Raw genomic sequence first — 24580 nt, forward strand, 5'->3', positions numbered from 1 at the left:
AGATAGTAGTGATTTCTCTTCAGTGAATTCTAAGAAGAGGCAGAGAGAGGGACGTATGAAGAAAAGTATTCTATTTTTAGGTTTGATTTATCTGATATTTATTAGCTTAGGCCTGCCGGATTCGATTTTAGGGGTTGCTTGGCCGAGTATGAACAATGAATTTCATGTCGCCGCAAGTTCTGCCGGAATCATTGCGATGGTCATTTCGCTCGGGACAATCCTGTCTAGTTTCCAGACCAATCGCATGATTCAAAAGATCGGTGTCGGCAACTTGATTGTGTGCAGTATCTTTTTCACAGTACTTGGCTTATGCGGATTTTCTTTTTCGCGAAATTTCTTCTTTTTAATCATCAGTGCGATCCCACTTGGTTTGGGCGCAGGAGCGATTGATACAGCGGTGAATGATTATGTCGCTCTGCATTATAAGGCTCATCATATGAATTGGCTGCATGGCTTTTGGGGGATCGGTGCAACGCTGGGCCCTATAATTATGGGTTTTTATTTGAAAAATCAGAACTGGCGGGGTGGGTATCTGATCCTAGCTAGTCTGCAATTTTTACTGGTTATTGTTGTCTTCTTTTCGCGAAAACAATGGCAGCAACCCCAAAAAACAACTCATTCTAGTGAGAAACAAGATTCCATGTTGAGATTAGTCAAGCAATCAGGGGTTCTTTTCTCTTTGCTTTGTTTCATTTTTTATATTGGCATTGAAGCCTGTATGGGCTTATGGGGGAGCAGCTTTTTAGTCAGAGTGAAGGGGATTCCGGTTTCGACAGCAGCATTTATGACATCAACTTATTATGCCAGTTTGACTTTTGGACGCTTGGCGGCGGGGTTCATCACGTTTGTTCTTTCGAGTCGGAAACTGCTCTATCTCAGTGAATTATTATTGCTGCTAGGTGTTGTTTTCTTATCTTTAGGCAGCGGAAATTTCGCAGTTTTAGGTTTTATCTTCACAGGACTAGGATCGGCGGCTATTTTTCCGACGATGCTTCATGAGACACCAGAACGCTTCGGAACAAAAAATTCCGCATGGATCATGAGCTTGCAACTGGCATTGGCGTATACAGGGACGACGTGTTTGCCGCCTTTATTAGGTTTTCTAGCCGATCGCTTCAGCTTAGTAATTTTTCCGTATCTGCTATTTTTATTCGGTCTTGTCTTGTTCTTTTCGACTATTGTTTTAGAAAAAAAGGTGAGGGATAATCGAAATTAGTCGATTGTCCTTCACCTTTTAGCTTATCATCTCTATCAATACCACAAAAAAGGCCGAGATAAGGGCCACAAAAAATCCGATTAAACCGCCTTTTAGAGCACCGATGATGTGATGTGTTGGATTTCTGTAGTCCTTGATCATATCTTCGGTACCTGGAATCATTAGTTTTTTACTATGACAGAAGATGATCAAATCAAGTACGATCAAATCATAAAGATTCACAGCTGAAAATAAAACAAACACGTGGACAAAGGCAGTCGTGAAACTTCTTTTTCCAGAATAGAATGCAATCACGGCAAATAGAAGGGTCACGAGCAGGCTGCCCAGAATTTTGCGTTTCCAATTTTTCTTCTCTATTTTATGAATGGAACTTTTGTATTGAGGCAGGCTGTAGACCCGCTGTCGGATCTTTGTTGGATAAGAGGCAAACTGGGAGAGTGGATCACGATATTGTGCTGGCAAAATAAGAACTGTAAACAAAATGCATAGTATCAGGTATTGAAGGAATAAAAGCATGATTTTTTTTCCTTTCCAAATCACGTAGTAGAAAATTGCGTTCTATCATAAAAATAGAGCTGCATTGAAAGAACCCATTCAATACGGCTCTATTCAGACTGTATTAGTTGGATTTTTTCCAGCGTTTCAACTCTGGGAAGAAGCTGTTCAAAAATTCTAATGTTTCCTCTTCGGTTTTACCTTGTTCCTCTAAAATCCCGGCTTCCTTCATGTGCTGCAGGCTGATGGCGATCATCTCTTCCATCGTGCAATCATCCACAAAAGCTCCGTGTTTATAGCAATAAAGGCAGTACTCGTTATTTTGAGAGCCATCGTGTTCCGTCCCGAACGTTCCTTTAGTTAAGGGCATCCCGCAACTTTGGCAGTAAGTCATTTTTTCCATTATGTCTCCTCCTTAAGTAAAATTAAGTAATCGTTTTCATTGGACTTTAACCGAACTTGTTGGTAGTATTTGTTATAATTATTCTATCAGAAAAAAAGCAATGCCAGACCTACTTTTTAAAATTCATTTATTAATGTGATCGTTTATATCACAACAAGGGTTAAAAAGCAGCTGGAGGGCAGAAAGAAGGACCATTGGACTTATTTTTCTGAAAAAATGACTATTACTATGAGCAAGGAGAGAAGTCAATGAAAATCAATCAATTTGGTTTAAAACGAGTCACGCTTGAGGAAGCAAAAAAGGAACTGACACAAGCGGGCTTTTTGACCATCGATTCAGCAAAGGATGCAACGAAATTATGGTTTGAGAGTTTGCGGAAAAGCTTTCTGACAGTTCGTGATGAGAGCGGCTTTATCAATAAACTTGGCAACTTTTTGGCGGATGAACAGACGGATCTTGCTGATTTTTATCAAGCGGGTTCTTCTTTGACGAAAGAAGTTTTTTATACAGTGGGTCTGCAATTATTGGAGTTTGAACCGACGATCGACTTTAAGCTGCAGAATGTGTTGGCAGAAGCAGAGAAGATCGGAATTCCCTTGATTGAAGGTGATTTTTCTACGAAGGAGACACTGATAGAGGCGTGGTATCTACTATTAACAAGTCATACGAAAAATGGCTTGACCTACTTAGATAAGTTAGCATCAGAAGGCTATTTTGAGGACAAAAAAGTGAGTAAGCCTTTCTTCTTCAACGGGAAAGCGCAGGCAGTCTTTGATACGTCCAAGCTGATCCGTGAAGTTGTTTATGTAGAGGCACCGTTGGATACCGATAAAGACGGAAAACGCGATCTATTAAAATTAGAAATCTTGCGACCAGCCGAAACGGAAGATGGGCTGCAGGTCGCGACGTTGTTTACCGCAAGTCCTTACAGCCAAGGCGTCAATGGACCAGCAGGGGAAGAGCTGACCTACGACGTCAATGTGCCATTGGAACGTAAAGAACCGACAGAAACGACTTATGAGGATATCCAATATCACTCACAACCAGTTGAACTGCCGCCGGAGCGAGAAGTGAAGGGCAAAAAAAATCACGCGACCGAGACATTTACTCGGGAAAACAGCCATAGCTTGAATGACTTTTTCTTAGCTCGCGGTTTTGCGGTAGTCTATGGGGCAGGGATCGGAACTCGCGATTCTGATGGGATTCAAACCTGTGGTTCGGTGGAACAAACGACTGCGATGGTAGCTTATATCGAATGGTTGGCCGGCAATCGTCGCGCCTTCACGAATCGCACGGATAACATTCGAATCAAAGCTTGGTGGAGCAATAAAAAAGTAGCCATGACCGGAAAATCTTATCTTGGTACCTTGGCAACGGCCTGTGCAACACGCCAAGTGGAAGGCTTGGAAACGATTATTTCTGAAGCAGCCATTTCTGATTGGTATCAATATTATCGTGATAATGGCCTTGTGATCGCACCGGGCGGATTCCCTGGTGAAGACGCGGATGTTTTAGCGATTGAGACCTTCAGTAAAATGCGCAATGCCGGTGATTATCTCCATAGTAAGAAATTTTTCTCGGATTACTTGAAGGAAATGGCCGAGCTGCAAGATCGCAGATTCGGCAATTACAACACCTTCTGGGATGAAAGGAATTACTTGCCATTCATCAAAGATATCAAGTGCGATGTGGTGATGGTGCATGGACTGAATGACTGGAATGTGAAGCCGCGCCAAGTTGCCGATCTATGGGATGCTCTGAAAGACGTGCCGGTAGCGAAGAAATTGATCCTGCATCAAGGGCAGCACATTTATATCAACAACATGCCGTCAATCGACTTCCAAGATATGATGAATCTCTGGCTGAGTCATAAGCTTTACGGCGTAGAGAACAATGCTAAAGAAATTCTGCCGGATATTGTTTATCAAAAAAATACAGCTGCTGAAATATGGTCTACCTTAAAAGACTGGGCACCTGCTGAAGAAAAGGTCTACCATTTAACTGAAAAAGGGTTAGCAGAAACACCAGCAGCAGGACAGTTCACCTTTAGTGATCAATTGCCGGAGCAACAATACCAAAGCTACACAAAAAATATTGATTTGTGGGAGAAAGAGCTTAAGGAAGAAGGTCCAATGGATGGGCATCGCTACTTAGCAAAAACAACAGCTTTAAATGAAGAGATCTTTTTAAATGGTCGTCCAACCGTCAAGCTAAAAGTTGCTTCAAGTGTAGATCTTGGCATGCTGAGCTTTGAACTGATCGACTTTGGTAACGCCAAACGGTTAAAACCTGTGCCGGATGTTATAGCTTTACATGGGTTGCCATTAGGTCGGAATTGGCGTGAAGACAATTTAGTGGAGTTCAAGCTAGGAGCAGAGGACGAGTACAAGTTGATCACTCGTGGACATATCAATCTACAAAATCGTGAGAATCCTTGGAAGAACGATGATCTGAAAGCCAATGAGTTTGTGGAGATTGAAGTGGTCTTGCATCCAACGATGTATCATTTGCCAGCCGGTCGACAAATCGGTTTGGCCGTTTATGGAACAGATTTTGGCATGACCGTTCGCGGCAATCAGGATATTGATTATACGATTGATTTGGCTGAATCTAAATTGATTCTGCCGATAGGAGAATAGGGAATAACGAAGAAGAACTTCAAAGATTAGTCACACCGACTGATCTTTGAGGTTCTTTTAATGATAAGGAAAACATTTTGTGTATGTCTGAAGAGCTCAAGACAATGCTATAATAAGAAAAATAAAAAGGATGGCAGTCCTACTTTTACAGTTGAAGCAGGGAAAAACTGCTATAAAAAATAGTTAAGGAGCAAGCAATGAAAATTAGGGGTGTGCTACTGGCCTGTTCGGCAGGTGCTCTGTGGGCGCTGTCGGGGATCATGTGTCAGATTCTTTTTGACGATTATCAAGTTTCGCCGGAGTGGCTGGCGAGTGTCCGGCTTTTTTCGGCAGGTGTACTGCTGATCGTTATCAGTCTTTTTCAGCGGAATGTACCGCGTAAGAAGTTCTCAATGAACGACCTCTTTAGCTTGGTATTGTTTTCGGTGATCGGTATGTTGGGCGTTCAATACACTTATTTCAAAGCAATCCAGTATAGCGGAGCAGCGATCGCCACGATTTTACAGTTCACGGGTCCGATCTTTATTTTCATTTATTTAGTCTTGAACAAAGAAAAGCAAATCAAGCTTATTGAAGTACTGCTGATGGCAGCAACCTTCATCGGAGTCTTTTTAATTGTGGCAGAAGGCAATCTTCAAACCCTGAATATCTCAACGATGGGCTTCGTGATGGGGATTGCCTCAGCAATTACGTTGGCATTTTATACGTTACAGCCGCGGAAATTATTAGTGAAGTATGGCGCGATGCGGATTTCCGGCTTGGGAATGTTTATTGGGGGAATTGCTTTTCAGCCAATACGTCCGATCTGGCAGCCGGGATTTCAAATGGACAGTTTTTCGCTGGGATTAGTATTAAGTATCGTCCTATTTGGGACCGCTTTGCCTTTTTTATTTCAATTATCCAGCTTGCGGTTTATCGAAGCGTCGCTAGCAAGTGTTTTGACTGTCGTTGAGCCAATTTTAGCGACGATCTTGAGTGTGCTGTTGTTTAAGAGCCGATTCGCCGGAATTCAGGTATTAGGTTTCGTGGTGGTAATCGGTTCGGTGATTCTTTTGACTCGGTTCTCAAATAAGAAGGTTCTACCAGAGGATGAACGAATGGACTAAAAACCGATTTTCTTAAGCCCACCTTATCAGTACTCTTTTTAATCGCTTTGGTATATGATTAGTCAGAGGAGTTGAGGATATGAAAGAACGTGTTGTAGTCTTTGGTGATGCGATCATCGCGATTATTCTGACGATCATCGTCTTGGAATTACCGATTCGAACAGCGGCCAATGGTGCCGTTGATATGTATTCCCTGCTTAGAGCAGTAGGGATTTATTTTATTAGTTTTTGTTTTGTGGCAAATCTGTGGTTTCAGACTGGATATGCGTTCAATAAAATCGATCAGGTGAAAAATAAAGCCTTGGTCGCCTATTTACTGCTTTTATTTTTCCTATCGTTAGTACCATCTGCTACGCGTTTGCTGATTGAGGACACGACAAAGCAAACACTGATGATTTATGGGGTATTGACTCTGATCGTGACCTTAATAATGAGACGTTTGATCGTCGCGTTAACGGAGCAGTCATTGAAGGACGAGGAGCAGCGCAAGCGTCGCATCAGTGAACTGAACAAACAGGATATGTTGGCAATCGGTTTTCGGATTGTATTATTGATTTTTGGCAATTTTTTTGTACGACCTGCTTTGATCATCTATTTGATTCTACCGATTATGGCTTTTTTACAAAACATTATTGATCGCGAAGAGGATAACCTGGTTGCTACTTTAGATGATGAACAGCAAGCGGACTATTTTCAAGATCGGAATCAGGTTTGGGGCAATTCAATGCGCAGGTATTCGAGCTTGCTGCGGGATTCACTGAAGGCCAATGACGATCAGGACCCAGATCGCTGGCAGCAAGTGATGGCTGATTGGGAAGGTCATATCAGTAATGAAATCAATGAACGAAAACAGCGGCTTTCTTCAATGAAAGAGCATGATAGACGTCGGGCTGAAGCGGAGATTTCACGTTTAGAAAAGCAAAAACAGCGGATGACGATGCAAAAAGCGATGACTGAACGGCGCTTCAATCAACAAAAAGACAAGCAAGATCCCCGTTTGAAACAACCGACGAAAAGAAATTAATTTTCCAAGGCGAAAAGCAACAGTTTTTTCGTCTTGGTATTTTTTTCGCTTCATAATATAATGAAGTATAAATATCGCAGGGGAGATAGGTGGTAAAATGGCAATCACTATAATCGAACATCCAATCAAAATGTACATTCGACGTGATCTGGGTATTACCGTTGAACAATTTGGCAAACTGGCAGGCATTCCCCAATCAACTTTAGCAACATGGATCAAACGTGAACGTCGAGTAGAAAAATTACCGATTGATTTCTATAGCGCTCTAGCGACAGTCCGCAAAGAGAAAATCGAAACCGTTTATGGCGAGCTGCTGGAGTGGCAGCAGCGTTATGACCGTTACAAGCAGGAAAGCCTGCAATCAATCGCAGAGGAGCAGCCATTGTTTTCGTTAGCAGCAGAAGAAGGGCGAGCGGTTTATCGGATTTATCGAACAAAACAAATGGAGAGCCAACTGCTGGAGCCGTCGAGACGCTTGCGAAAAGCCATCGACCAATTAAATCCTCAATTGTTCATCCAAGTCATGATCGAGATCTACGGAACAGTTGAAATGCCGATGCCGACTTGGATCGCAAAGTCTTTTAACAAGAGCGAGCTGAAGGAAATCGGTCAGGCGTTTTACAATGAACTATTAATGAAAGGATAAACTCCTGGCAGATAGTATGATTTTTTCGAACACTATCCAGAAGGCGAGCTATTATGTCACCAAATCTCAAAGAAGCTCACAATTCTCAGAGCTTTTTGATTGGAGAATTGTATAATTGATGTAGTCATTTGATAGTAATACTAATTGACACGAGAGTGCGTGCTTTTTTGGGAGTCGTTGTGATGTGTATTGTTCAGGTTGGGAGTTTAGCTGATAAAGAAATTCGATATCGATAGTCCCAACAGAAAGAAAAAAGTACTGAGAGCTCAAAAAGAGAGAATTGGGTGTAGAGCATTTTAGGATAGAATGAAGCATCATTATAGGGATAAGAGGATTTATCGCAACTCAAAAGAAGAACTCAAAAGAAGCAACGATTCGCTTCTTTAGAGTTCTTCTTTTACTGTTTTGCTGATTTTTTTGAGTTCATCAGTCATTTGACCAGAATGCTTGATGATATCTGATACTCGCAAGAAGCTGTTTTTATACATCGCTACTTCGCGGAATTTTTTATATTTTTCTTCAATCTCATTAAAGCTCGCTGGTTTGCGGTCGTCTTTTTCGACAGTTTCTGAACCATTCACATAATGCATCCCTAAAAATGAGAGAGCATCATTGATCCCATCTAAAAAAGCCTCATATTCTTCTTGGCGGATCTTACCGTCTGCTAAACGCTGCCTCTGTTTTTCAATAAACATCTCGATTACTTGTTCCATTCACAATCCTCCTACCTTTACGCATTTTGCTTGCAGCTCATCCCACTTATTGTACTATGAAACCCAGTATTTGTGTTATAAAAAAATGGAAAAATTTTGAGTAAAAATGGAATTTTTTGTCAATTTACCGTTGATCAAGAAATTTTCAAAATAATTTGACAGTTTTTCTTTTTTTGGGAATAATAAACGAAAGATTAAAAGTAGCTAACAAAATGTAAAATTGAAGGAGACGTTCATATGGAACAAAGTAAACGCAAGCAACTATTGAAGCTAATCGAATCCGACTGTCGGTTGAGTATTGAGGAATATGCGGTGATGCTGGGCGAAGATGAAGTGATCGTTTCTGCTGAAATCAAACGACTGGAACAAGAAAAAATCATTTGCGGCTACAAAGCGTTGATTGATTGGGACAAAGTGGAGGATGATTGGATCGAAGCACTAGTTGAAGTCCAAACGATTCCAAAAGGTGAAGAAGGCTATCGTGAAATCGCTGAACGTGTAAGAAAGTTTCCTGAAGTCAAATCGTTCTTTTTTGTCAGCGGCGGCTTTGATTTTATCCTGCTACTGCAAGGGCGCAACATCAAAGAAATCTCAAAATTCATTTCTACAAACTTAGCGTCAATTCCCGACGTTTCTGGAACCCAGACGCATTTCTTGCTAGACAAATACAAGGAGTGGGGCATCGACATGTATCAGGATGACTCTGATCCTAGAATTCAGGTGAGCCCATGAGAAATTTTTTAACGAAGAAAATCACGGATATTCAACCATCCGGCATACGAAAATTTTTTGATATCGTTTCAGAACAGCCCGATGCGATCTCTCTTGGTGTGGGAGAACCAGATTTTGATACACCGTCTCACATGGCCCAGGAGGGCGTTCGATCGATCCAAGAAGGTCGCACCTTCTATACCGCTAATGCGGGTTTGATCGAACTGCGGGAAAAAATTAGCGACTATCTGCTTTATCGCAATAAAGTTAAATACGATCCGAAGACAGAGATCGTGGTTACGGTCGGCGGTAGTGAAGCGATCGATATCGCTTTGCGCACGTTTGTTGATCCCGGGGATGAAGTGATCATTCCACAGCCTTGTTTTGTGTGTTACGAACCCATCACACAAATTGTTGGAGGCACCCCAGTAACGATTGATCTGCAGGCGGAAAATCAGTTCATGCTGACACCTGAAGAACTGGAGAATGTTATTACTGAAAAGAGCAAAATCTTGATTTTATCCTTTCCGAATAATCCGACTGGCGGTACGATGGATCGCGAAGCATTGATCAGGATTGCAGATGTCGTGAAGAAGCATGATCTGTTAGTCATTAGCGATGAAATCTATGCTGAGTTAGTCTATGATGATCCCTTCACCAGCATTTCAGAATTACCGGGGATGCGTGAGCGGACAATTGTCATCAATGGCTTCTCGAAAGGCTTTGCTATGACCGGCTGGCGTTTAGGTTTTATGGCTGGACCAGAAATGTTTATGGAGCAGCTTTTGAAGCTGCATCAATACACGATCATGGCGGCGCCAACAGCAAGTCAATATGCTGCGTTGGCAGGGTTGAAAAACAATTGGCAGGAAACAGTGGAACGGATGCGCTTGTCCTATGAAGAGCGTCGAAATTACTTGCATCATGCATTGGAAAAGATGGGTCTGCCTTGCTATAAGGCAAAGGGCGCCTTTTATCTATTTCCAGATATCAGCCAATATGGTTTAAGCAGCGAGGAGTTTGCTTTGCGGTTATTAGATGAAGAAAAGCTGGCGGTCGTTCCCGGCTCGGCTTTTGGAAAAAGCGGGGAAGGATTTTTACGACTTTCTTATGCCTATTCGATCTACGAGCTAAAAGAAGCAATCCAGCGTTTGGAACGTTTTGTGATACGATTGAAATAAAAACAGTAAAAAGGAGTGGTGGGATCCACTCCTTTTTTGCGCGTTACGCTTTATGCAAATGATTTGGAATGTATTTTCTTTTAAAGGGCACGTACTAAACAATGAATGGAGTAGTTCAGTGAAATTGTATGCGTACGAAAATAAAGCTCATTTTTTCCTTTTCTAGAAAAATGAGCGAGCGATACACTTAGTTATTGGGATATTCTTCTTGAGAGAATTCGGTGTTTTCATATTCTCCATCATCCTTACCATAATAACGATTATTGCGCTGCTTGAATTTACGGAACAGAAAAACGCCAAATGCTTTAAAAACAGTGTACGTTGGGATACCGAAAACGAGCCCAAATAATCCAAACAGGTTTCCCATGACCAATAAAACTAACACAATGGTGACAGGATGGACCTTCAATTGATCACCTAAAACTTTCGGTTCAATCACATTCCCATTCAAAACTTGTTCTACGATCCAGACGATGATCAGACCGATCAGCATTTGAAAGGAATGCAACAGGGCGATTACCCCGCAGGGAACAAAGGCAATAAATGGACCGATGTAAGGAATGATTGAAGTGACCGTAACCAGAATAGCTAGCGGAAGGCTGTAAGGCATACCGATAAGTAAAAATCCGACAAAGACAATCACACCATTAGCTAAAGCGACGATGAATTGCGCCTTTAAGTAGTCGCCAATTTGGCTATTCAAGATCGCCCCCAGTTCATTGGAGTCATCACGAAACTTTGGCGGCAACAGCTTCAAGAAATAGCTGTGAAAATTGTGAGCATCCTTTAATAAGAAAAAGGTGATGATCGGTGCCGTGAACAGGATGACAAAAAAGCCGCTCACCGTTGAGAAAAGACTTCCGACAAAGGTCTGAATATCACCTAGAGAATTAGACAGAGTGTTAATGATCTGATAGACGACATCCTCTAAGGAACCAAAGATTTCTTCTACCGGACTCTCAAGGACTGTCCCGGCCGCCGATAAACTTGATTCAACGGGTCGCTTTTGTCGATGGTCGTTCCATTAGTATCAAATCCTTTTTTTTAATTGTAACGAAGAAGGAAACAGGACACAAAAATTAGGCTTGAACCGTTTATTTATTAAAAAAGGATCGAAAAAGTCCCCATCCTTGGACAAAATTGCCGCTTATATAAAATTTCTCTATGATTTTTACGAAAACCGTGTTTGCTTTTACTCATAAATGATAAGATGAAGCCATATCCTGGGGGATAAGAATTTTTTTAAGGAGGCTTTTATGCTGTCACGTTTCAAGCAATCAAAATTGTTCTTTTGGACTGCTGAGATTGTCTTAACTATTATCGGAATTTATTTTCTTTTGCAAATGCCGAATATCTTCAAACCAGTCGTTGGGATGGCTTCTGCGATTCTAATGCCGTTATTGATCGCGGGATTTCTATATTATATGTTTGATCCGATCGTTGTTTTTTTAGAGGAAAGAGGCGGACTTCCACGAGTTGTAGGATTTTTAATTTCCTTTGTCGTGATTATGTTCATCATCATATTGATCATGATGAACGCTGTTCCCAAGATGATCGAGCAAACGGTCCAGCTTACACAGAATCTTCCGGTCTATGCGGAGGAAACAGGCCGGTGGATCAATGAGCTGGCTAGCCGAGAAGAGTTCAAGAACTTTAACCTAGAGGAGCAATTGGCTTCAGCGAATTTGACGATCAATAACTTGCTTAGAGTGGGGATCGTTAGTGTCACCTCAAGTTTGTCGCGAATCGTAGGTTTTGCAATGAAATTCTTCGTTCTTTTGTTCACAGTACCATTCATTTTGATTTTTATGTTCAAAGACGGGCATAAATTTTTGGATGCCGCTTCGCAGTTTTTCCCTTTGTCTATTCGCAAAGAGCTGCGGCAGACGGTTCGCGAGCTGAATGAGACTCTGTCTGCTTATATCAGTAGTACGGTTTTAGACGCTTTTATCATTGGGATTTTGAGCTTTATCGCCATGACGATCTTCAAGCAGCCCTATAGCGTGCTGCTGGCCATCTTCTGCGGAGTCACCAACATTATTCCCTATGTCGGGCCCTTTATCGGAGCTGTACCTGCTGTGATCGTCGGGTTGTTCATTTCACCGCTACAGGCGCTTTATATGGGAGTATCAATCTTGGTGATCCAACAGCTGGATGGAAACCTGATCAAGCCGCTGTTGTTTGGCAAGTCATTGAATATTCATCCATTGACGATCATTTTAGTTTTGATTGGAGCTGGCAGTGTAGCTGGTATCGTAGGGATGCTGATCTGTATCCCGGTGTATGCTGTGATCAAAACGTTGATAATCAATCTCCACAAAATCTATCAACTTCGCCGTGAGAGTCATTTGTTCAAGGACACTGGCGATGGACCAATAGAATAAAAATCATGAAGAACCGCCAACCAAAATGCGAGTCATTTTGGTTGGCGGTTCTTATTTGTGAAATTTCTACATGTACAGTGATGAAAAAATAACTACTTTTAATTACGATTGTCAGAATGATGCAAAAATTTGCTAAATATCGGTTTATTCCGTTCGAATTTGAAATGATAAATCGCTAGAAGTGCGATAAACCAGATTGGTGAAAAGATCAGCGCTTCACGAGTATCAGCGGCTAGTGCCAAAACAAACAAGACAAATGCTAAAAATGCGAAGATCAGATAATTCGTATAAGGAAAGAGGGGTAGTTTAAACGAGCTCTTTGCAGCTAACTCAGGAGTTGTTTTACGATAGCGCATGTGAGTAAAGACGATCATACCCCAAATAAAGATAAAACAGATCGTCGCAATCGAACTAATCATCGTAAAGATGTGGCTAGGGACGAAGAAGTTCAAGATTACTGCGGTAAAAATGACGAGAGTCGAAAATACCAATGCGCTTCCGGGCACACGATTACGAGTTAGTTTTGTAAAACGCTTTGGCGCACTGCCTTCTTGAGCTAATGAACGCACCATTCGACTGGTACTGTATATAGCACTGTTGCAGGCTGACATAGCAGAACTTAAAACAACTAAGTTTACAATCGAAGCGGCTGCGGCAATCCCAATTTCAGAAAAGACTTGAACAAATGGACTTTGATCCGCAGATAAACTTGACCAAGGATAAATAGACATAATCATGAATAGTGATCCAAGGTAAAACAAAATGATTCGAAGCGGGATGGTGTTGATGGCTTTTGGAAGCACTGTTTTAGGATCTGATGTTTCTCCGCCAATCAATCCAACGAGTTCAACGCCACAAAATGCGAAGGTTGCCATCTGGAAGGAGAGCATAAAACCATTTATCCCTTTTGGAAAGAAGCCGTGGTGACTCCAGAGGTTGCTGATAGATACAGGACCAGCACTGGTCTTGAAGCCGGCAAAAATCATAATTGCTCCAACGATGATTAACGCGATGATGGCAACAACCTTGATCAGGGCAAACCAAAACTCCAATTCACCGAATAGTCCAACCGCTACTAGATTCAGTCCGAGTAAAAGCACCAGTGCGACAATTTCCGGCAGCCATTGGGGGATATGGGGCAGCCAGTAGCTAACATACAGACCTGTTGCCGTTAAGTCAGCCATGGCGATGGCGATCCAGCAAAACCAATAGGTCCAGCCCGTTACAAAGGCTGCTTTATTTCCTAAGTAATCTGCAATGAAATCTAAAAATGAATGGTAATTTAAGTTCGAGAGCATCAATTCACCTAAAGCCCGCATGATTAAGAAAATGATACAGCCGGTGATCGTGTAAGATAGAAGAATCGAAGGACCTGTTAATTGAATGGTTTTCCCAGCGCCAAGAAATAACCCGGTACCGATCGCTCCTCCAATTGAAATCAATTGGACATGCCGATTTTTTAATCCTCTATCCAATTCTTCATGTGTTTCCAATAAAATCAGTCCTTTTTTTAAGAATAGAACGAGTTTATCAAAATTTTGGAGATAGGTTAAAAATTTACCCTTTATATAATAAAACGGTTATAAACCTCTAATAAATTTAAAATAACAAAAAAATAAAAAGAGTTGCTAAAGATTTCACTATAACCGATGTTTTGTAAAAGCTAAAATGCTATAATGTTGGCAATTGCCAGTTTTATTTCTGACTTTAGTCAGCTAGTAAAATGGTATTTGCGGCGAGAATAAGACTCTTTTTTCAATGAAAAAAGAATTCATAAAAATCGAAATAGCTGCCAGTTTCATCGTTGATATTTTTCATAGGCACTGGTTAGAAAAAGTCATATGCTGCTTTTAGTGACATGACAATATAAATAGTGAATAAGGGGGACCCGCTTTGAACAAGAAAACGATCGGTTGGGTGATATTAGGACTGGTTGTGTTCGGCGCTGTCAGTTTTGCCAGCTACCACATCTTTCAAGACAGAATGAACCAAACGGACGAGGAAAATAAGAAGGTTCTGAATGAGCGCTTAACAGGTCTATATGAAGACCAAAAATCTGGCTATTTTAAAGCTGATATCTCAGCTGAAGCCTTTGACGAGCTAGCTAATGAGGTCAAAAATCAGCGTGGTGAAAGTCAGACACTAGAGGATATTGATCAAGCAAAGAAAAACTTTCAGCTTCAAGTGGATTTGAATGATTTATTTGAATCGGATGTTTTAAACGGCTTGGACTTATCCGCACAGCCGATTTTGAAAAAGCCTGAGGAAAATAAGATCAAGGAGCTAAAGGAAGAGTTGGGTCAAAGTACGGCGAAGGACAAGGATTGGGGTCAGGACATCCAGATGATCCTGAATATCGCCGAGGCTCAGTCCAAGGATTTCGTGAATGGCGAAAACGAGGTGAATAATCTAGTCAACAAGGGGAATAATTTGACCTTGTCGGACTACTTATCAGGGGTGAAAACACTCGCGATCCTACCTGACGGGAAATTTAAGCAGCAGCTCTTGGATGAACTGACGCCTGTTAAAAATCAACTGTCGAATGAGAATAGCAGCTTTGCCTCCCAAATCCAGCAAAGTGACGCATCCATGGCAGCTGCTGAACGAAGCTATCAAGAACGACAAGCCAAGGCTTTGGCTGAGCGTAACAAGGAATTGAACGAATTGAAAAAGGATTTGGCTGAAAAACAGGCGACCTATGATTCCTACAAGGATATCTTAGATTCAATTGACGAAAGCAGAGAGGAAGAATCCTCTCGCAAAAAGGCGGAGTCAGACTCGCGTTCTCGCGAATCGGATTCTTCCAGCTCATCAAGCTCATCAAGTTCATCAAGTTCTAGTTCATCGTCAGAGGATGATTAGCAAAAGAGCAACGATTCCTATGAGAAATCGTTGCTCTTTTTTAGGGTCAGTTTTTCGTTGGATGCTGACTGATATTCTTCAAATAAGGGGAAGATCTGTGTCCGCTTCTTGATGTCTAGTTTGATGAATATATTGTGGACATGTGTTTTAACCGTTCCTAGTGAGAGAAACAACCGATCAGCAATTTCTTGGTTGGTGCAGTGGAACAAAAGTAATTCAAAAATCTCGGATTCTCGTTGCGTGAACTGGTGAGCATGACAAAATCTCTTAATCAACATAGCTTCTTCTTGCTCTTCAGGTGTTTCTTCCTCTTGAACTTGACGGTCTTTCAAGAAGAAGTGAATCATCAATAGACAGACCACGATGGAGAAAATGTCTTCGGAGATACTTCGATTGTATATCTTGGTCGTTAAGGAGCTGTACTGGTCAACGTTGAAAATCACAAAACTGTCTTCAATAACGATCAGAATACTAAACAAGAAGCTGATGATCGACAACTTCTTCAAGTAGCCTTTATTGAGAGCGGGAAGCTCCTTCTTTGCTCCAAACCAGCAATAAAACCCTAAGTAAAAGAGAAAAACCTGATTTCCTAAGTAGTAAAGCCAAACTTTAAAGGCTGAATTTGGCAGTAGTGGGATCGAGATCATCCAAACAGCCAAAGCAATCAGCAGAGCATAATGAAAAGGTTTCAGCTTTTCATTCCGTAATTCCGCAATAATAGCAACAGAAAAGAAAGCATTTCCCATAAAGATGATAGTCTTAACTGCAGGTGCGCTCATAAACGCCTGGTCATAGCTTTGGGCAAAGGTATTGATAAATTCGGTCATATAAATAATGATGTTGTCAAAAATAAAAAATGCCAGATAGAGACTAATCAATAGAAATATTTTGTTTTTTTCTTTTAAATAGAAATTTATTGCAAATGCCATGGTTATGGAATAAAGAATGATCAAAAGGATATTGTAAATAAAGATAGCTATCATATTGTATCCCCTTTCATTTTGAAATCAAAAGAACTGGTTCTTGATTTAAGTATAACATCATTTATTCCTACTTCGCCTCAAAATCCACTAAACTTTTCCCTAAACTTTTCTAAACCCTTGAAAAATAAAAGGTTTACATCTAAAAATAAACCAGCGGTATAAAGGTCACAGCTCAAAATGATAGCGTTTACATCCTTTGGCTTATCGTAAACTTGTACTTTTTCTCCTAAAGTAAAGATGCAAAAGCAAACAAATTACTTAGGAGGCGTCAACATGGCAAAAAGAGATTTCATTACAACAGAAAATTACACGAAGGAGGAGATTCAATACATCGTTGATTTATCACTGAAAATCAAAGCTTCTATTAAGAACGGTTTTTATCCGCCATTATTAAAAGATAAAGTGTTAGGCATGATCTTCCAACAATCTTCTACTAGAACACGGGTTTCATTTGAAACAGCGATGACTCAACTCGGCGGACACGCAGAATATTTAGCGCCAGGTCAAATTCAGTTAGGCGGACACGAAACAATCGAAGATACGAGCCGTGTTCTATCTCGTTTAGTAGATATCTTGATGGCACGTGTTGAACGTCATCATAGTGTTTATGACTTAGCGAACAACGCAACAATTCCTGTTATCAACGGAATGTCTGATTTCAACCACCCTACACAAGAATTGGGCGACCTTTGCACAATGATCGAACATTTACCAGAAGGCAAGAAAATTGAAGACTGCAAAGTTTCCTTCATTGGTGACGCTACACAAGTATGTTTCTCATTAGGTTTAGTCGCAACTAAAATGGGCATGGAATTTGTACAATTCGGTCCTGAAGGGTTCCAGTTGAATGATGACCACCGTGCAAGATTAGATAAAATCTGTGAAGAATCTGGTGGTTCATATACTGTCTCTGATCAGATCGAAGTAATTGAAGGTTCTGACTTTGTCTATACAGATGTTTGGTACGGCTTATACGAAGCAGAATTATCAGAAGAAGAACGTATGAACACCTTCTATCCTAAATATCAAGTAAACGATGAATTAATGAAACGTGCTGGCGAAAATGCAAAATTCATGCATTGCTTGCCTGCAACACGTGGGGAAGAAGTGACAGATGAAGTAATGGATGGACCAAACTCAATCTGTTTCGATGAAGCAGAAAACCGTTTGACTTCGATTCGTGGATTGTTAGTTTACTTGATGCATGATTACGCAGAAAATAACCCAATTGATGAAAAGAAAAAAGCAGCAGCAAAAGCAGATTTGGAAGTCTTTTTAGGCAAAGCACTATAGACCCCAGAGGTGAGGACGGAAATGATCTGCAGCTATAAGCAAAATTCATCAAGATTGTTTCCATTCGGGGATTGAGGAAATCCTCAATCCCTGTTTCCCTTGTACCGGAAAGGAAGAAAACAATGGGAGAAAAGAAGAAAAAGTTTAGTTTGATGAGTGCAATCTTATCCGTTATCTGTGTCGTATTCGTGGCAGAGGCAGCGGCGCCGGTTGCGGCGATCGGAAATTCACAGTTTTTTTGGTGGATCTTCCTATTAATCGCGTTCCTTTTGCCATACGGTTTGATTTCTTCAGAGTTAGGAACGACCTATATTGGTGACGGCGGTATCTATGACTGGGTTACCCAAGCATTTGGACACCGTTGGGGCTCGCGGGTATCTTGGTATTATTGGATCAATTATCCTTTATGGCTGGCTTCATTAGCAGTTGTTTGTCCTGACTTGTTAACGACGATCACAGGAATTGAATTTTCAACATTACCAGCAATTTTAATCGAATTGGTCTTTATTTGGGTCATTGTTTGGATCAGTTTTTATCCAGTCGCTGACAGCGTATGGATTTTGAATGGTGCGGCTGTAATCAAGATGCTTTTGGCAATTTTGATCGGTGCTTTAGGGCTTTATACGTTTGCAACAAAGGGTGCGGCAAATGAGTTCACATTATCATCAATGCTGCCAAGCTTCGATCTGAACAGCTTATCCTTTATTTCGGTTATCATTTTCAACTTATTAGGTTTCGAGGTTATTTGTACCTTTGCGGATGACATGGAGGATCCAAAGAAACAAATTCCGCAATCAATCATTGCCGGCGGGTTAGTAATCGCAGCAATCTACATCTTCTCAGCATTCGGGATTGGTGTGGCGATTCCAACCGATCAAATTAGTACCGGCAGCGGACTGATGGACAGCTTCAAGTTATTAACTGGTTCAACTGGCGGCTGGTTCATCATTGCGATGGCCTTCTTATTCTTACTGACATTGTTCGGTAATATGATCTCTTGGTCACTAGGGGTAAATAATACGGCTTGCTACGCAGCTGAAAATGGCGATATGCCGAAAATTTTCGCTAAACGCGGTGGAAAAGACGAAATGCCAATTGGTGCGGCGATCATGAATGGGATTGTTGCTTCAGTAGTAGTAGTGATTGCACCAATTTTACCGAATCAGGATCTATTCTGGGCCTTCTTCTCATTGAACCTAGTAATGTTCTTGATGTCGTATGTACCAGTATTCCCAGCATTTTACAGACTACGTAAGATTGATCCAGATACACCACGACCATTTAAAGTCGGTGGAAGCGACGGTTTATTGAAAATTTTGGTTGCGTTACCAATGATCATGATCGTGATTTCATTGATCTTTACTGCATTACCACTACAATTTGATGCAGAAACATTAAGCCAACAACTACCGATTACGATCGGAGCTGTCGTCTTCACCTTATTTGGTGAAGCGATTATATGGGTGAAAAAAATCAAGAAAGAAGGAGTAATTTACAATGGCGAAGAGAATCGAAAAGACAACACCGAAACAAGACGGGTTTAGAATGCCCGGTGAATACGAACCACAAGAAAAAGTTTGGATGATTTGGCCTGAGCGTCCAGATAACTGGCGTGACGGAGGAAAACCTGCACAAGAAGCGTTTACCGAAGTGGCGAAAGCTATCAGTAAATTCACGCCAATGAATGTGGTAGTTTCACAACAACAATTCCAAAATTGTCGCCGTCAGTTACCAGATGATATCACCGTATATGAAATATCTAATAACGATGCATGGATTCGCGACTGTGGACCAAGCTTTGTAATTAATGATAATGGTGAACTTCGCGGAGTTGATTGGGGCTTCAATGCTTGGGGCGGACTTATTGACGGGTTGTATTTCCCATGGGATCAAGATGATCTGGTTGCTCAAAAAATCTGTGAAATCGAACATGTGGATTCCTACCGGACAGACGATTTCATTTTAGAAGGCGGCTCTTTCCACGTTGATGGTGAAGGAACTGTTTTAACAACTGAAATGTGTTTGTTGAGTGAAGGTCGTAACCCGCATATGAGCAAAGAAGAAATCGAACAAAAATTGTGTGAGTATTTAAACTGTGAAAAAGTACTTTGGTTAGGGGACGGGATCGATCCAGAGGAAACCAATGGTCATGTGGATGACGTAGCCTGCTTCGTTCGTCCGGGTGAAGTGGCTTGTATCTATACGGAAGATGAAAATAGTCCGTTCTACGAAGCAGCACAGGATGCTTATAAACGTTTAAATGAAATGACAGATGCGAAAGGTCGTAAACTAAAAGTTCATAAAATTTGCTGCCCAATCGAAAACGTGACAATCGACGGCAACTTCAAGATTGATTATGTAGAAGGAACGATGCCACGTGAAGATGGCGACATTTGTATCGCGTCTTACATGAACTTCTTGATTACGAACAATGGGGTAATCGTACCGCAATACGGCGACAAGAATGACGCTTTAGCGTTAGAACAATTAGAAATGATCTTCCCAGATAAAGAAATCGTGGGCGTAAATACTGTAGAAGTTGTTTATGGTGGCGGAAATATTCACTGTATCACCCAACAACAACCGAAAAGATAAGGGGGATACACATGTCAAAAATCGTTATCGCACTCGGTGGAAACGCCCTTGGCAATTCTGCCAATGAGCAGCTGACTAAAGCCGAATTAGCAGCAAAATCCATCGCTAATTTGATCACCGCTGGACATCAAGTCGTGATCGCTCACGGCAATGGCCCACAGGTCGGAAAAATCCGCTTGGCTTTTGAAGAAACCAGCCAAAAACCAGAAGATACGATGCCGTTTCCAGAATGTACAGCAATGAGTCAAGGCTATATCGGCTATCACTTGCAGCAGGCGATCGATGAAGAGTTGGTTGCGCGGGGATTAGGGGACATTCCAGTTGTGTCAATGCTGACGCAGGTTGTCGTTGATCCGAAAGATCCGGCATTTGCGAATCCGACAAAACCGATCGGTGGCTATTACACCGAAGAAGAAGCCAAAAATCTGATGGATGAAAGCGATGATGTTTATGTTGAAGACGCAGGTCGCGGTTGGCGACGTGTCGTACCTTCACCAAAACCAGTGGACATCTATGAAAAAATCAGCTTAAAAACCTTGGTCGACGCGGGGCAAGTCGTGATCGCCTGTGGTGGAGGAGGCATTCCAGTAATCTATGAAGGCACACGTTACAAAGGCGTAGATGCCGTGATCGATAAGGATTTTGCTGCAGCGAAAATGGCTGCATTGATCGATGCCGATGTCTTCATTATTCTAACAGCCGTGGATCATGTCTTCGTCAACTTTGGTAAGCCTGAGCAAAAAGCATTGGAAACAACGTCTGTGGCGGATATGAAGCAATATATCAGCGAAGACCAATTCGCGCCCGGCAGTATGCTGCCGAAAGTGGAAGCAGCCATCGACTTCGCCGAATCAAAGGCCGGACGTCGTGCGATCATCGCGTCACTGGAAAAAGCTTCAGAGACACTAGAGGGAAACAGCGGAACAACCGTACAGATGTAAAGATGAAAGGAGCTATGACATAAGTCTCGTCATAGCTCCTTTTCTCAAGTAAACGGTGATCCAGAAGTAATTTTTTCGGAAATAAGTCGAAAATTCTTGAAACTGGGCACTTCTGTCATAACCTCTGATTAGGTTCAATTTATACAACTCAACACTTTTTCCACATCTCTTGATATCAATCGCTGCATGCTTTCTTTATACTGACTTAAATCCAAGTTCTCGAGTTTTTCTCGAATCACAGGGCTCAATTCTGGTTTTGCTTCGGATAAATGAATCAAATAGGGGATGCATTGGCGAACGACTGGTGCTTTGGGATCGTCTAGGACCGACAAAATTTCATCGAGATGTGCTTCGATAATTTTCTGCTTATCCCAGCGTGCGTTGATCATAAAAAATTTAAAGGCACGACCGCGGCCACACGATCTTTCAGCAGTGAGGGCAGGCAGGAAGTCTGCTAATTGATCCGCATAAACCGGTTCTGCGATACATTCAGCTTCTAATTGTTTGAAAGCGATCATGGCATCCTTTGTATCTTTAGACATCAATAAATCGAGTACATTCTTCATTATTTTGCTCCTTTTCCCTTTCAAGTTTTCTATCATTAACTATAGCAAAAACAGCCGCCAATTTGGCGACTGTTTTTTAATCTCTATCTCTTTCCTTTTCAACCTGTTTTTTCAGATCATTGATTTGCTTATCTAGGTCTTTACTTTGATTTTTTGTGTCATTGATCTGATCTTTGATCGCATTCAATGCTGAGTCACGTGCCGCTTTTTCATGAGCATATTCGGCTTCCTTATTACGATAAACGTTCGTATATTGGTCAGAAAGCGTACCGCCGGAAGGCTCGACCTGTTGAACGAGGGCGAAGACCTGCTGGGCGTACTGATCAAAGGTTTGCCAGTTATCCTGAGAATCGGTCACGATGATCTCAAATTGACTGAGAGTATCGATTCGATCAGAGATCAGCTGGTTGCTGAAGGTTGTAGCTTCTTCCACCATCGGTGTATTCAGTTTGGCGGCGGTCAATTCATTGGCCTTTTGTTTCGCCAATACATCAATATTAGCCGTTGCTGTTTGTAGTGCATTTTGTCGAGTTGCTAATACTTGCTTTGTTTGACTAGAACGAGTGACTAGCTGTCCGCCAACTTTTTGTACAGAAGACGGCATTTGGAAATCAACATCTTCTTTGCCATTATTCAAGAGATCCATCGTTTGCTTGAAGATCTCTTTGGTAGCTTGACCAACACTGGTGTTGTCTTGCGGCTGCGGTGTATCATCGCCGGCCCAGACGGCTACCGTGTAATGGGGAGTGGCACCGACCGTCCATAAATCCTTTGCTTCATCGGTTGTCCCGGTCTTGACTGCCCAATATTGATTGTGTGCCAAGGTCAAGCCAGCGGCTGTTCCGTCCGCATTTTGATGGACAGCTTTCATCGTGTCGATTGTCAAATATGCCGCATCGTCGCTGTAAATTTTCTGTTGGGCAAGATCATTCTGAGAAAATACCTCTTGACCATTATCCTTGCGCTTGATGGTTTGGATGTTCATCGGTGGGCGATAATTTCCTTGATTTACTAAAGTCGCGATCCCGCTAGCCATTTCCTGCGTTGTTGCTCCGTAGGTCATTCCACCGACAGCGATAATAGGATTGTCATCTTCCACATCCAAACCTGTAAATTGCATTTGGGCAAGTGGCTGGTAGACGGGTTCCTTCAATTCGTTGCGGTTTTCATCCGCTAATTTATAAGCTACGACGTTAGAGGAAACCGCCAGAGCGTTTCTCAATGTCAAATTCCCTTTAGAGCCATTATAAACATTATTTGGATACGTATTATTCGGACGATCATCTGAGACCGCACTGGTTTCCAATAATCCCCGTTCATATGCTGGGGCATAGGACACCATTGGTTTGATCGCTGAACCAGGTTGACGGTAGGAAAGGAAAGCGCGGTTGTAATGATTGCCATCCTCGCCGCGGCCGCCGATACTGGCTACTACATCGCCTGTTTGATTATCGATCACGGTCATCGCCGCTTGTTTCGTATAAAAATTATTGTCACCGCCGCGATCCTGCCATGCATTCATGACATTGCTGACGATTCCCTGCAATTGATCGTGTAGACCCGTGTCAATGTTGGTACTGATCTGATAGCCGCCGGATAGAATCCGTTGGTAGACTTTGTTATAAGCCGTTTGATATTCTTTGTTGTAGCGATCTTCCTCTTCCTTCGAGTCAAATTGGTATTGGAAGCGGAAGTCCTGCTGGCCCATCAGAATTTTTGTTGTCGAATCAACTGCCAAAGCAACCTCGTTATTGTCTAATTGATTGTTCAAAGCGTTGCTGTGAATCTTAGCGGTAAAGTCATCTGCCACCGCTTTATCGTATTGTTCCTTTGTGATGTAACCTTGGGCGTTCATTTCCTTTAGGATCAGTTTTGCTCGCTTCAACGCATTTTTCTTGTTGGTCGTTGGATCAAAGATGCCGGGATTGTTAGTAACCCCTACCAGAGTCGCTTTTTCTAAAAGACTGGTATCGTTGATGGATTTACCAAAATAGACTTTCGCTGCGGCATTGATCCCATAGGCGCCGTGACCGAAGTAAACGTTATTCAAGTAGTATTCCAAGATTTGATGCTTCGTAAATTTCTTTTCTAATGACTGAGCCATGACCATCTCTTCGATTTTACGAGAAATCGAGACTTCCGGTGTCAAATAGATATTTTTCACCAGCTGCTGGGTGATGGTAGAAGCTCCGCGGACGCCGCGGCCAGTCGCTGCATTTAGCGCAACAGTCAGTAACCCTTGCGTGTCGACGCCGTTATGTTCATAAAAACGTTTGTCTTCAATAGAGATCAATGCTTGGGAAACTAATGGGTCCATCTTGTCATACGTCAAATAATCGCGTTCCTGTGTTTTCAGTTCCTTAATGACCTGCCCATTTTTATCCAAGATCGTTGTAGGATGGTACTGCTTGAAGTCACTCTCTTGGATCTTTGCCGCATGTTCCTCGCCCGCATCGATCGCTGCTGTAACCTCTTTGCCATATTTTTGGAAAAAGAAAATCGTCCCAGCAATCACCATCAACAGCATCACTGCAAGTACACTTAGCGAAATCTTGGTTGATTTTGCCAGCTTTTTGCGTGGTTCTTTTGTCTCTGCTGTTCGGTCTTTCTTTTCTTTTTTTCTTTGATGTCGTTCTTGTCTATTTGCCATATCCGTCTATCCTTATAAAATCATTTCTTCTAGTGTAATAGAAAATGACAAGAATAACTATCATAATCATATTTTTCCAAGAAAAATTTAGATTATTTCATAAAAATAGGCTAGTATTCATCAGAAATACTTGACGCTCGCTTAATTAGTCGCCACAATAAGTAAGAGAAGA

The 24580-nt window shown here is 41.7% G+C and carries 21 protein-coding genes; 13 read left to right on the top strand and 8 right to left on the bottom strand.

Going from position 1 to position 24580, the window contains the following annotated elements:
• The first annotated feature begins 55 nt into the window (after positions 1–55).
• A complete protein-coding gene (locus tag AC4J95_RS07070) occupies positions 56–1216 on the top strand; it encodes an MFS transporter (protein ID WP_494549243.1) in 1161 nt (386 codons plus the stop codon).
• 18 nt (positions 1217–1234) lie between these two features.
• Here the strand turns inward: AC4J95_RS07070 and AC4J95_RS07075 are convergent, their stop codons facing one another.
• The gene (locus AC4J95_RS07075) at positions 1235–1732 is read right to left on the bottom strand and encodes a hypothetical protein (protein WP_494549244.1); all 498 of its coding nucleotides are present in this window, start codon (positions 1730–1732) and stop codon (positions 1235–1237) included.
• A 103-nt stretch (positions 1733–1835) separates the two neighbouring features.
• Complete coding sequence (locus tag AC4J95_RS07080) at positions 1836–2114, bottom strand: zinc ribbon domain-containing protein (protein WP_494549245.1); 279 nt, start codon at positions 2112–2114, stop codon at positions 1836–1838.
• A 248-nt stretch (positions 2115–2362) separates the two neighbouring features.
• Here AC4J95_RS07080 and AC4J95_RS07085 point away from each other — a divergent pair, with 248 nt between their 5' ends.
• From AC4J95_RS07085 to AC4J95_RS07100, 4 genes are all read left to right on the top strand, one after another.
• A complete protein-coding gene (locus tag AC4J95_RS07085) occupies positions 2363–4753 on the top strand; it encodes a Xaa-Pro dipeptidyl-peptidase (protein WP_494549246.1) in 2391 nt (796 codons plus the stop codon).
• Between the two features lie 197 nt (positions 4754–4950).
• Entirely contained in the window at positions 4951–5859 is a 909-nt protein-coding gene (locus AC4J95_RS07090) for a DMT family transporter (protein ID WP_494549247.1), read from the top strand.
• A 79-nt stretch (positions 5860–5938) separates the two neighbouring features.
• Complete coding sequence (locus AC4J95_RS07095; RefSeq protein WP_494549248.1) at positions 5939–6883, top strand: TMEM175 family protein; 945 nt, start codon at positions 5939–5941, stop codon at positions 6881–6883.
• Positions 6884–6980: 97 nt separating this feature from the next.
• Positions 6981–7529, top strand: a complete 549-nt coding sequence (locus tag AC4J95_RS07100) for a hypothetical protein (protein ID WP_494549249.1) — start codon at positions 6981–6983, stop codon at positions 7527–7529.
• Between the two features lie 383 nt (positions 7530–7912).
• Here AC4J95_RS07100 and AC4J95_RS07105 read toward each other — a convergent pair whose 3' ends face one another.
• Positions 7913–8242 (bottom strand): hypothetical protein, encoded by a 330-nt coding sequence (locus AC4J95_RS07105; protein WP_316404920.1) that lies wholly within the window; start codon positions 8240–8242, stop codon positions 7913–7915.
• A 237-nt stretch (positions 8243–8479) separates the two neighbouring features.
• Here AC4J95_RS07105 and AC4J95_RS07110 point away from each other — a divergent pair, with 237 nt between their 5' ends.
• Both AC4J95_RS07110 and AC4J95_RS07115 read left to right on the top strand, forming a co-directional pair.
• A complete protein-coding gene (locus AC4J95_RS07110) occupies positions 8480–8974 on the top strand; it encodes an Lrp/AsnC family transcriptional regulator (RefSeq protein ID WP_316404918.1) in 495 nt (164 codons plus the stop codon).
• Positions 8971–10134: an aminotransferase class I/II-fold pyridoxal phosphate-dependent enzyme gene (locus tag AC4J95_RS07115; protein ID WP_494549250.1), complete on the top strand. Its 1164-nt coding sequence runs from the start codon at positions 8971–8973 to the stop codon at positions 10132–10134. The genes AC4J95_RS07110 and AC4J95_RS07115 overlap by 4 nt, the downstream gene beginning before the upstream one ends.
• Positions 10135–10321: 187 nt before the next feature.
• Here the strand turns inward: AC4J95_RS07115 and AC4J95_RS07120 are convergent, their stop codons facing one another.
• Positions 10322–11077 carry an AI-2E family transporter gene (locus tag AC4J95_RS07120; RefSeq protein ID WP_494549265.1) on the bottom strand — a complete coding sequence of 252 codons (756 nt, stop codon included), beginning with the start codon at positions 11075–11077 and terminating at the stop codon, positions 10322–10324.
• A gap of 313 nt (positions 11078–11390) precedes the next feature.
• Here AC4J95_RS07120 and AC4J95_RS07125 point away from each other — a divergent pair, with 313 nt between their 5' ends.
• On the top strand, positions 11391–12518 hold the full coding sequence (locus AC4J95_RS07125; protein WP_494549251.1) for an AI-2E family transporter: 1128 nt from the start codon (positions 11391–11393) through the stop codon (positions 12516–12518).
• 98 nt (positions 12519–12616) lie between these two features.
• On the opposite strand, the gene AC4J95_RS07130 is transcribed toward AC4J95_RS07125, so the two are convergent.
• Positions 12617–14011 (bottom strand): amino acid permease, encoded by a 1395-nt coding sequence (locus AC4J95_RS07130; RefSeq protein WP_494549252.1) that lies wholly within the window; start codon positions 14009–14011, stop codon positions 12617–12619.
• Between the two features lie 400 nt (positions 14012–14411).
• Here AC4J95_RS07130 and AC4J95_RS07135 point away from each other — a divergent pair, with 400 nt between their 5' ends.
• Entirely contained in the window at positions 14412–15380 is a 969-nt protein-coding gene (locus AC4J95_RS07135) for a hypothetical protein (RefSeq protein ID WP_494549253.1), read from the top strand.
• A gap of 17 nt (positions 15381–15397) precedes the next feature.
• On the opposite strand, the gene AC4J95_RS07140 is transcribed toward AC4J95_RS07135, so the two are convergent.
• On the bottom strand, positions 15398–16363 hold the full coding sequence (locus AC4J95_RS07140; protein ID WP_494549254.1) for a response regulator transcription factor: 966 nt from the start codon (positions 16361–16363) through the stop codon (positions 15398–15400).
• A 273-nt stretch (positions 16364–16636) separates the two neighbouring features.
• On the opposite strand from AC4J95_RS07140, the gene ptcA reads away from it, so the two are divergent.
• The 4 genes from ptcA to arcC all read left to right on the top strand — a co-directional run bounded on the left by ptcA (position 16637) and on the right by arcC (position 21192).
• Positions 16637–17656, top strand: coding sequence for a putrescine carbamoyltransferase (gene ptcA / locus AC4J95_RS07145; RefSeq protein ID WP_494549255.1), 1020 nt, complete (start codon positions 16637–16639; stop codon positions 17654–17656).
• Between the two features lie 122 nt (positions 17657–17778).
• On the top strand, positions 17779–19200 hold the full coding sequence (locus AC4J95_RS07150; RefSeq protein ID WP_494549256.1) for an APC family permease: 1422 nt from the start codon (positions 17779–17781) through the stop codon (positions 19198–19200).
• On the top strand, positions 19154–20251 hold the full coding sequence (aguA, locus tag AC4J95_RS07155) for an agmatine deiminase (RefSeq protein ID WP_494549257.1): 1098 nt from the start codon (positions 19154–19156) through the stop codon (positions 20249–20251). Before AC4J95_RS07150 ends, aguA begins: the two co-directional genes overlap by 47 nt.
• 11 nt (positions 20252–20262) lie before the next feature.
• Positions 20263–21192, top strand: coding sequence for a carbamate kinase (arcC, locus tag AC4J95_RS07160; protein ID WP_494549258.1), 930 nt, complete (start codon positions 20263–20265; stop codon positions 21190–21192).
• A gap of 134 nt (positions 21193–21326) precedes the next feature.
• Here arcC and AC4J95_RS07165 read toward each other — a convergent pair whose 3' ends face one another.
• Positions 21327–21758, bottom strand: a complete 432-nt coding sequence (locus AC4J95_RS07165) for a hypothetical protein (RefSeq protein ID WP_494549259.1) — start codon at positions 21756–21758, stop codon at positions 21327–21329.
• A gap of 76 nt (positions 21759–21834) precedes the next feature.
• The gene (locus tag AC4J95_RS07170) at positions 21835–24408 is read right to left on the bottom strand and encodes a transglycosylase domain-containing protein (RefSeq protein WP_494549260.1); all 2574 of its coding nucleotides are present in this window, start codon (positions 24406–24408) and stop codon (positions 21835–21837) included.
• Between the last annotated feature and the right edge of the window lie 172 nt (positions 24409–24580).

This window comes from Enterococcus sp. GPZ-007 (assembly GCF_059374735.1).

What these genes read in the sequence shown, in the direction of transcription:
- ptcA (WP_494549255.1), top strand. Translation starts at nt 16,637, where the DNA reads ATGGCAAAAAGAGATTTCATTACAACAGAAAATTACACGAAGGAGGAG.
- aguA (WP_494549257.1), top strand. Translation starts at nt 19,154, where the DNA reads ATGGCGAAGAGAATCGAAAAGACAACACCGAAACAAGACGGGTTTAGA.
- AC4J95_RS07170 (WP_494549260.1), bottom strand. Translation starts at nt 24,408, where the DNA reads ATGGCAAATAGACAAGAACGACATCAAAGAAAAAAAGAAAAGAAAGAC.
- AC4J95_RS07090 (WP_494549247.1), top strand. Translation starts at nt 4,951, where the DNA reads ATGAAAATTAGGGGTGTGCTACTGGCCTGTTCGGCAGGTGCTCTGTGG.
- AC4J95_RS07105 (WP_316404920.1), bottom strand. Translation starts at nt 8,242, where the DNA reads ATGGAACAAGTAATCGAGATGTTTATTGAAAAACAGAGGCAGCGTTTA.
- arcC (WP_494549258.1), top strand. Translation starts at nt 20,263, where the DNA reads ATGTCAAAAATCGTTATCGCACTCGGTGGAAACGCCCTTGGCAATTCT.
- AC4J95_RS07070 (WP_494549243.1), top strand. Translation starts at nt 56, where the DNA reads ATGAAGAAAAGTATTCTATTTTTAGGTTTGATTTATCTGATATTTATT.
- AC4J95_RS07140 (WP_494549254.1), bottom strand. Translation starts at nt 16,363, where the DNA reads ATGATAGCTATCTTTATTTACAATATCCTTTTGATCATTCTTTATTCC.
- AC4J95_RS07165 (WP_494549259.1), bottom strand. Translation starts at nt 21,758, where the DNA reads ATGAAGAATGTACTCGATTTATTGATGTCTAAAGATACAAAGGATGCC.
- AC4J95_RS07100 (WP_494549249.1), top strand. Translation starts at nt 6,981, where the DNA reads ATGGCAATCACTATAATCGAACATCCAATCAAAATGTACATTCGACGT.
- AC4J95_RS07075 (WP_494549244.1), bottom strand. Translation starts at nt 1,732, where the DNA reads ATGCTTTTATTCCTTCAATACCTGATACTATGCATTTTGTTTACAGTT.
- AC4J95_RS07080 (WP_494549245.1), bottom strand. Translation starts at nt 2,114, where the DNA reads ATGGAAAAAATGACTTACTGCCAAAGTTGCGGGATGCCCTTAACTAAA.
- AC4J95_RS07095 (WP_494549248.1), top strand. Translation starts at nt 5,939, where the DNA reads ATGAAAGAACGTGTTGTAGTCTTTGGTGATGCGATCATCGCGATTATT.
- AC4J95_RS07115 (WP_494549250.1), top strand. Translation starts at nt 8,971, where the DNA reads ATGAGAAATTTTTTAACGAAGAAAATCACGGATATTCAACCATCCGGC.
- AC4J95_RS07150 (WP_494549256.1), top strand. Translation starts at nt 17,779, where the DNA reads ATGGGAGAAAAGAAGAAAAAGTTTAGTTTGATGAGTGCAATCTTATCC.
- AC4J95_RS07110 (WP_316404918.1), top strand. Translation starts at nt 8,480, where the DNA reads ATGGAACAAAGTAAACGCAAGCAACTATTGAAGCTAATCGAATCCGAC.
- AC4J95_RS07085 (WP_494549246.1), top strand. Translation starts at nt 2,363, where the DNA reads ATGAAAATCAATCAATTTGGTTTAAAACGAGTCACGCTTGAGGAAGCA.
- AC4J95_RS07125 (WP_494549251.1), top strand. Translation starts at nt 11,391, where the DNA reads ATGCTGTCACGTTTCAAGCAATCAAAATTGTTCTTTTGGACTGCTGAG.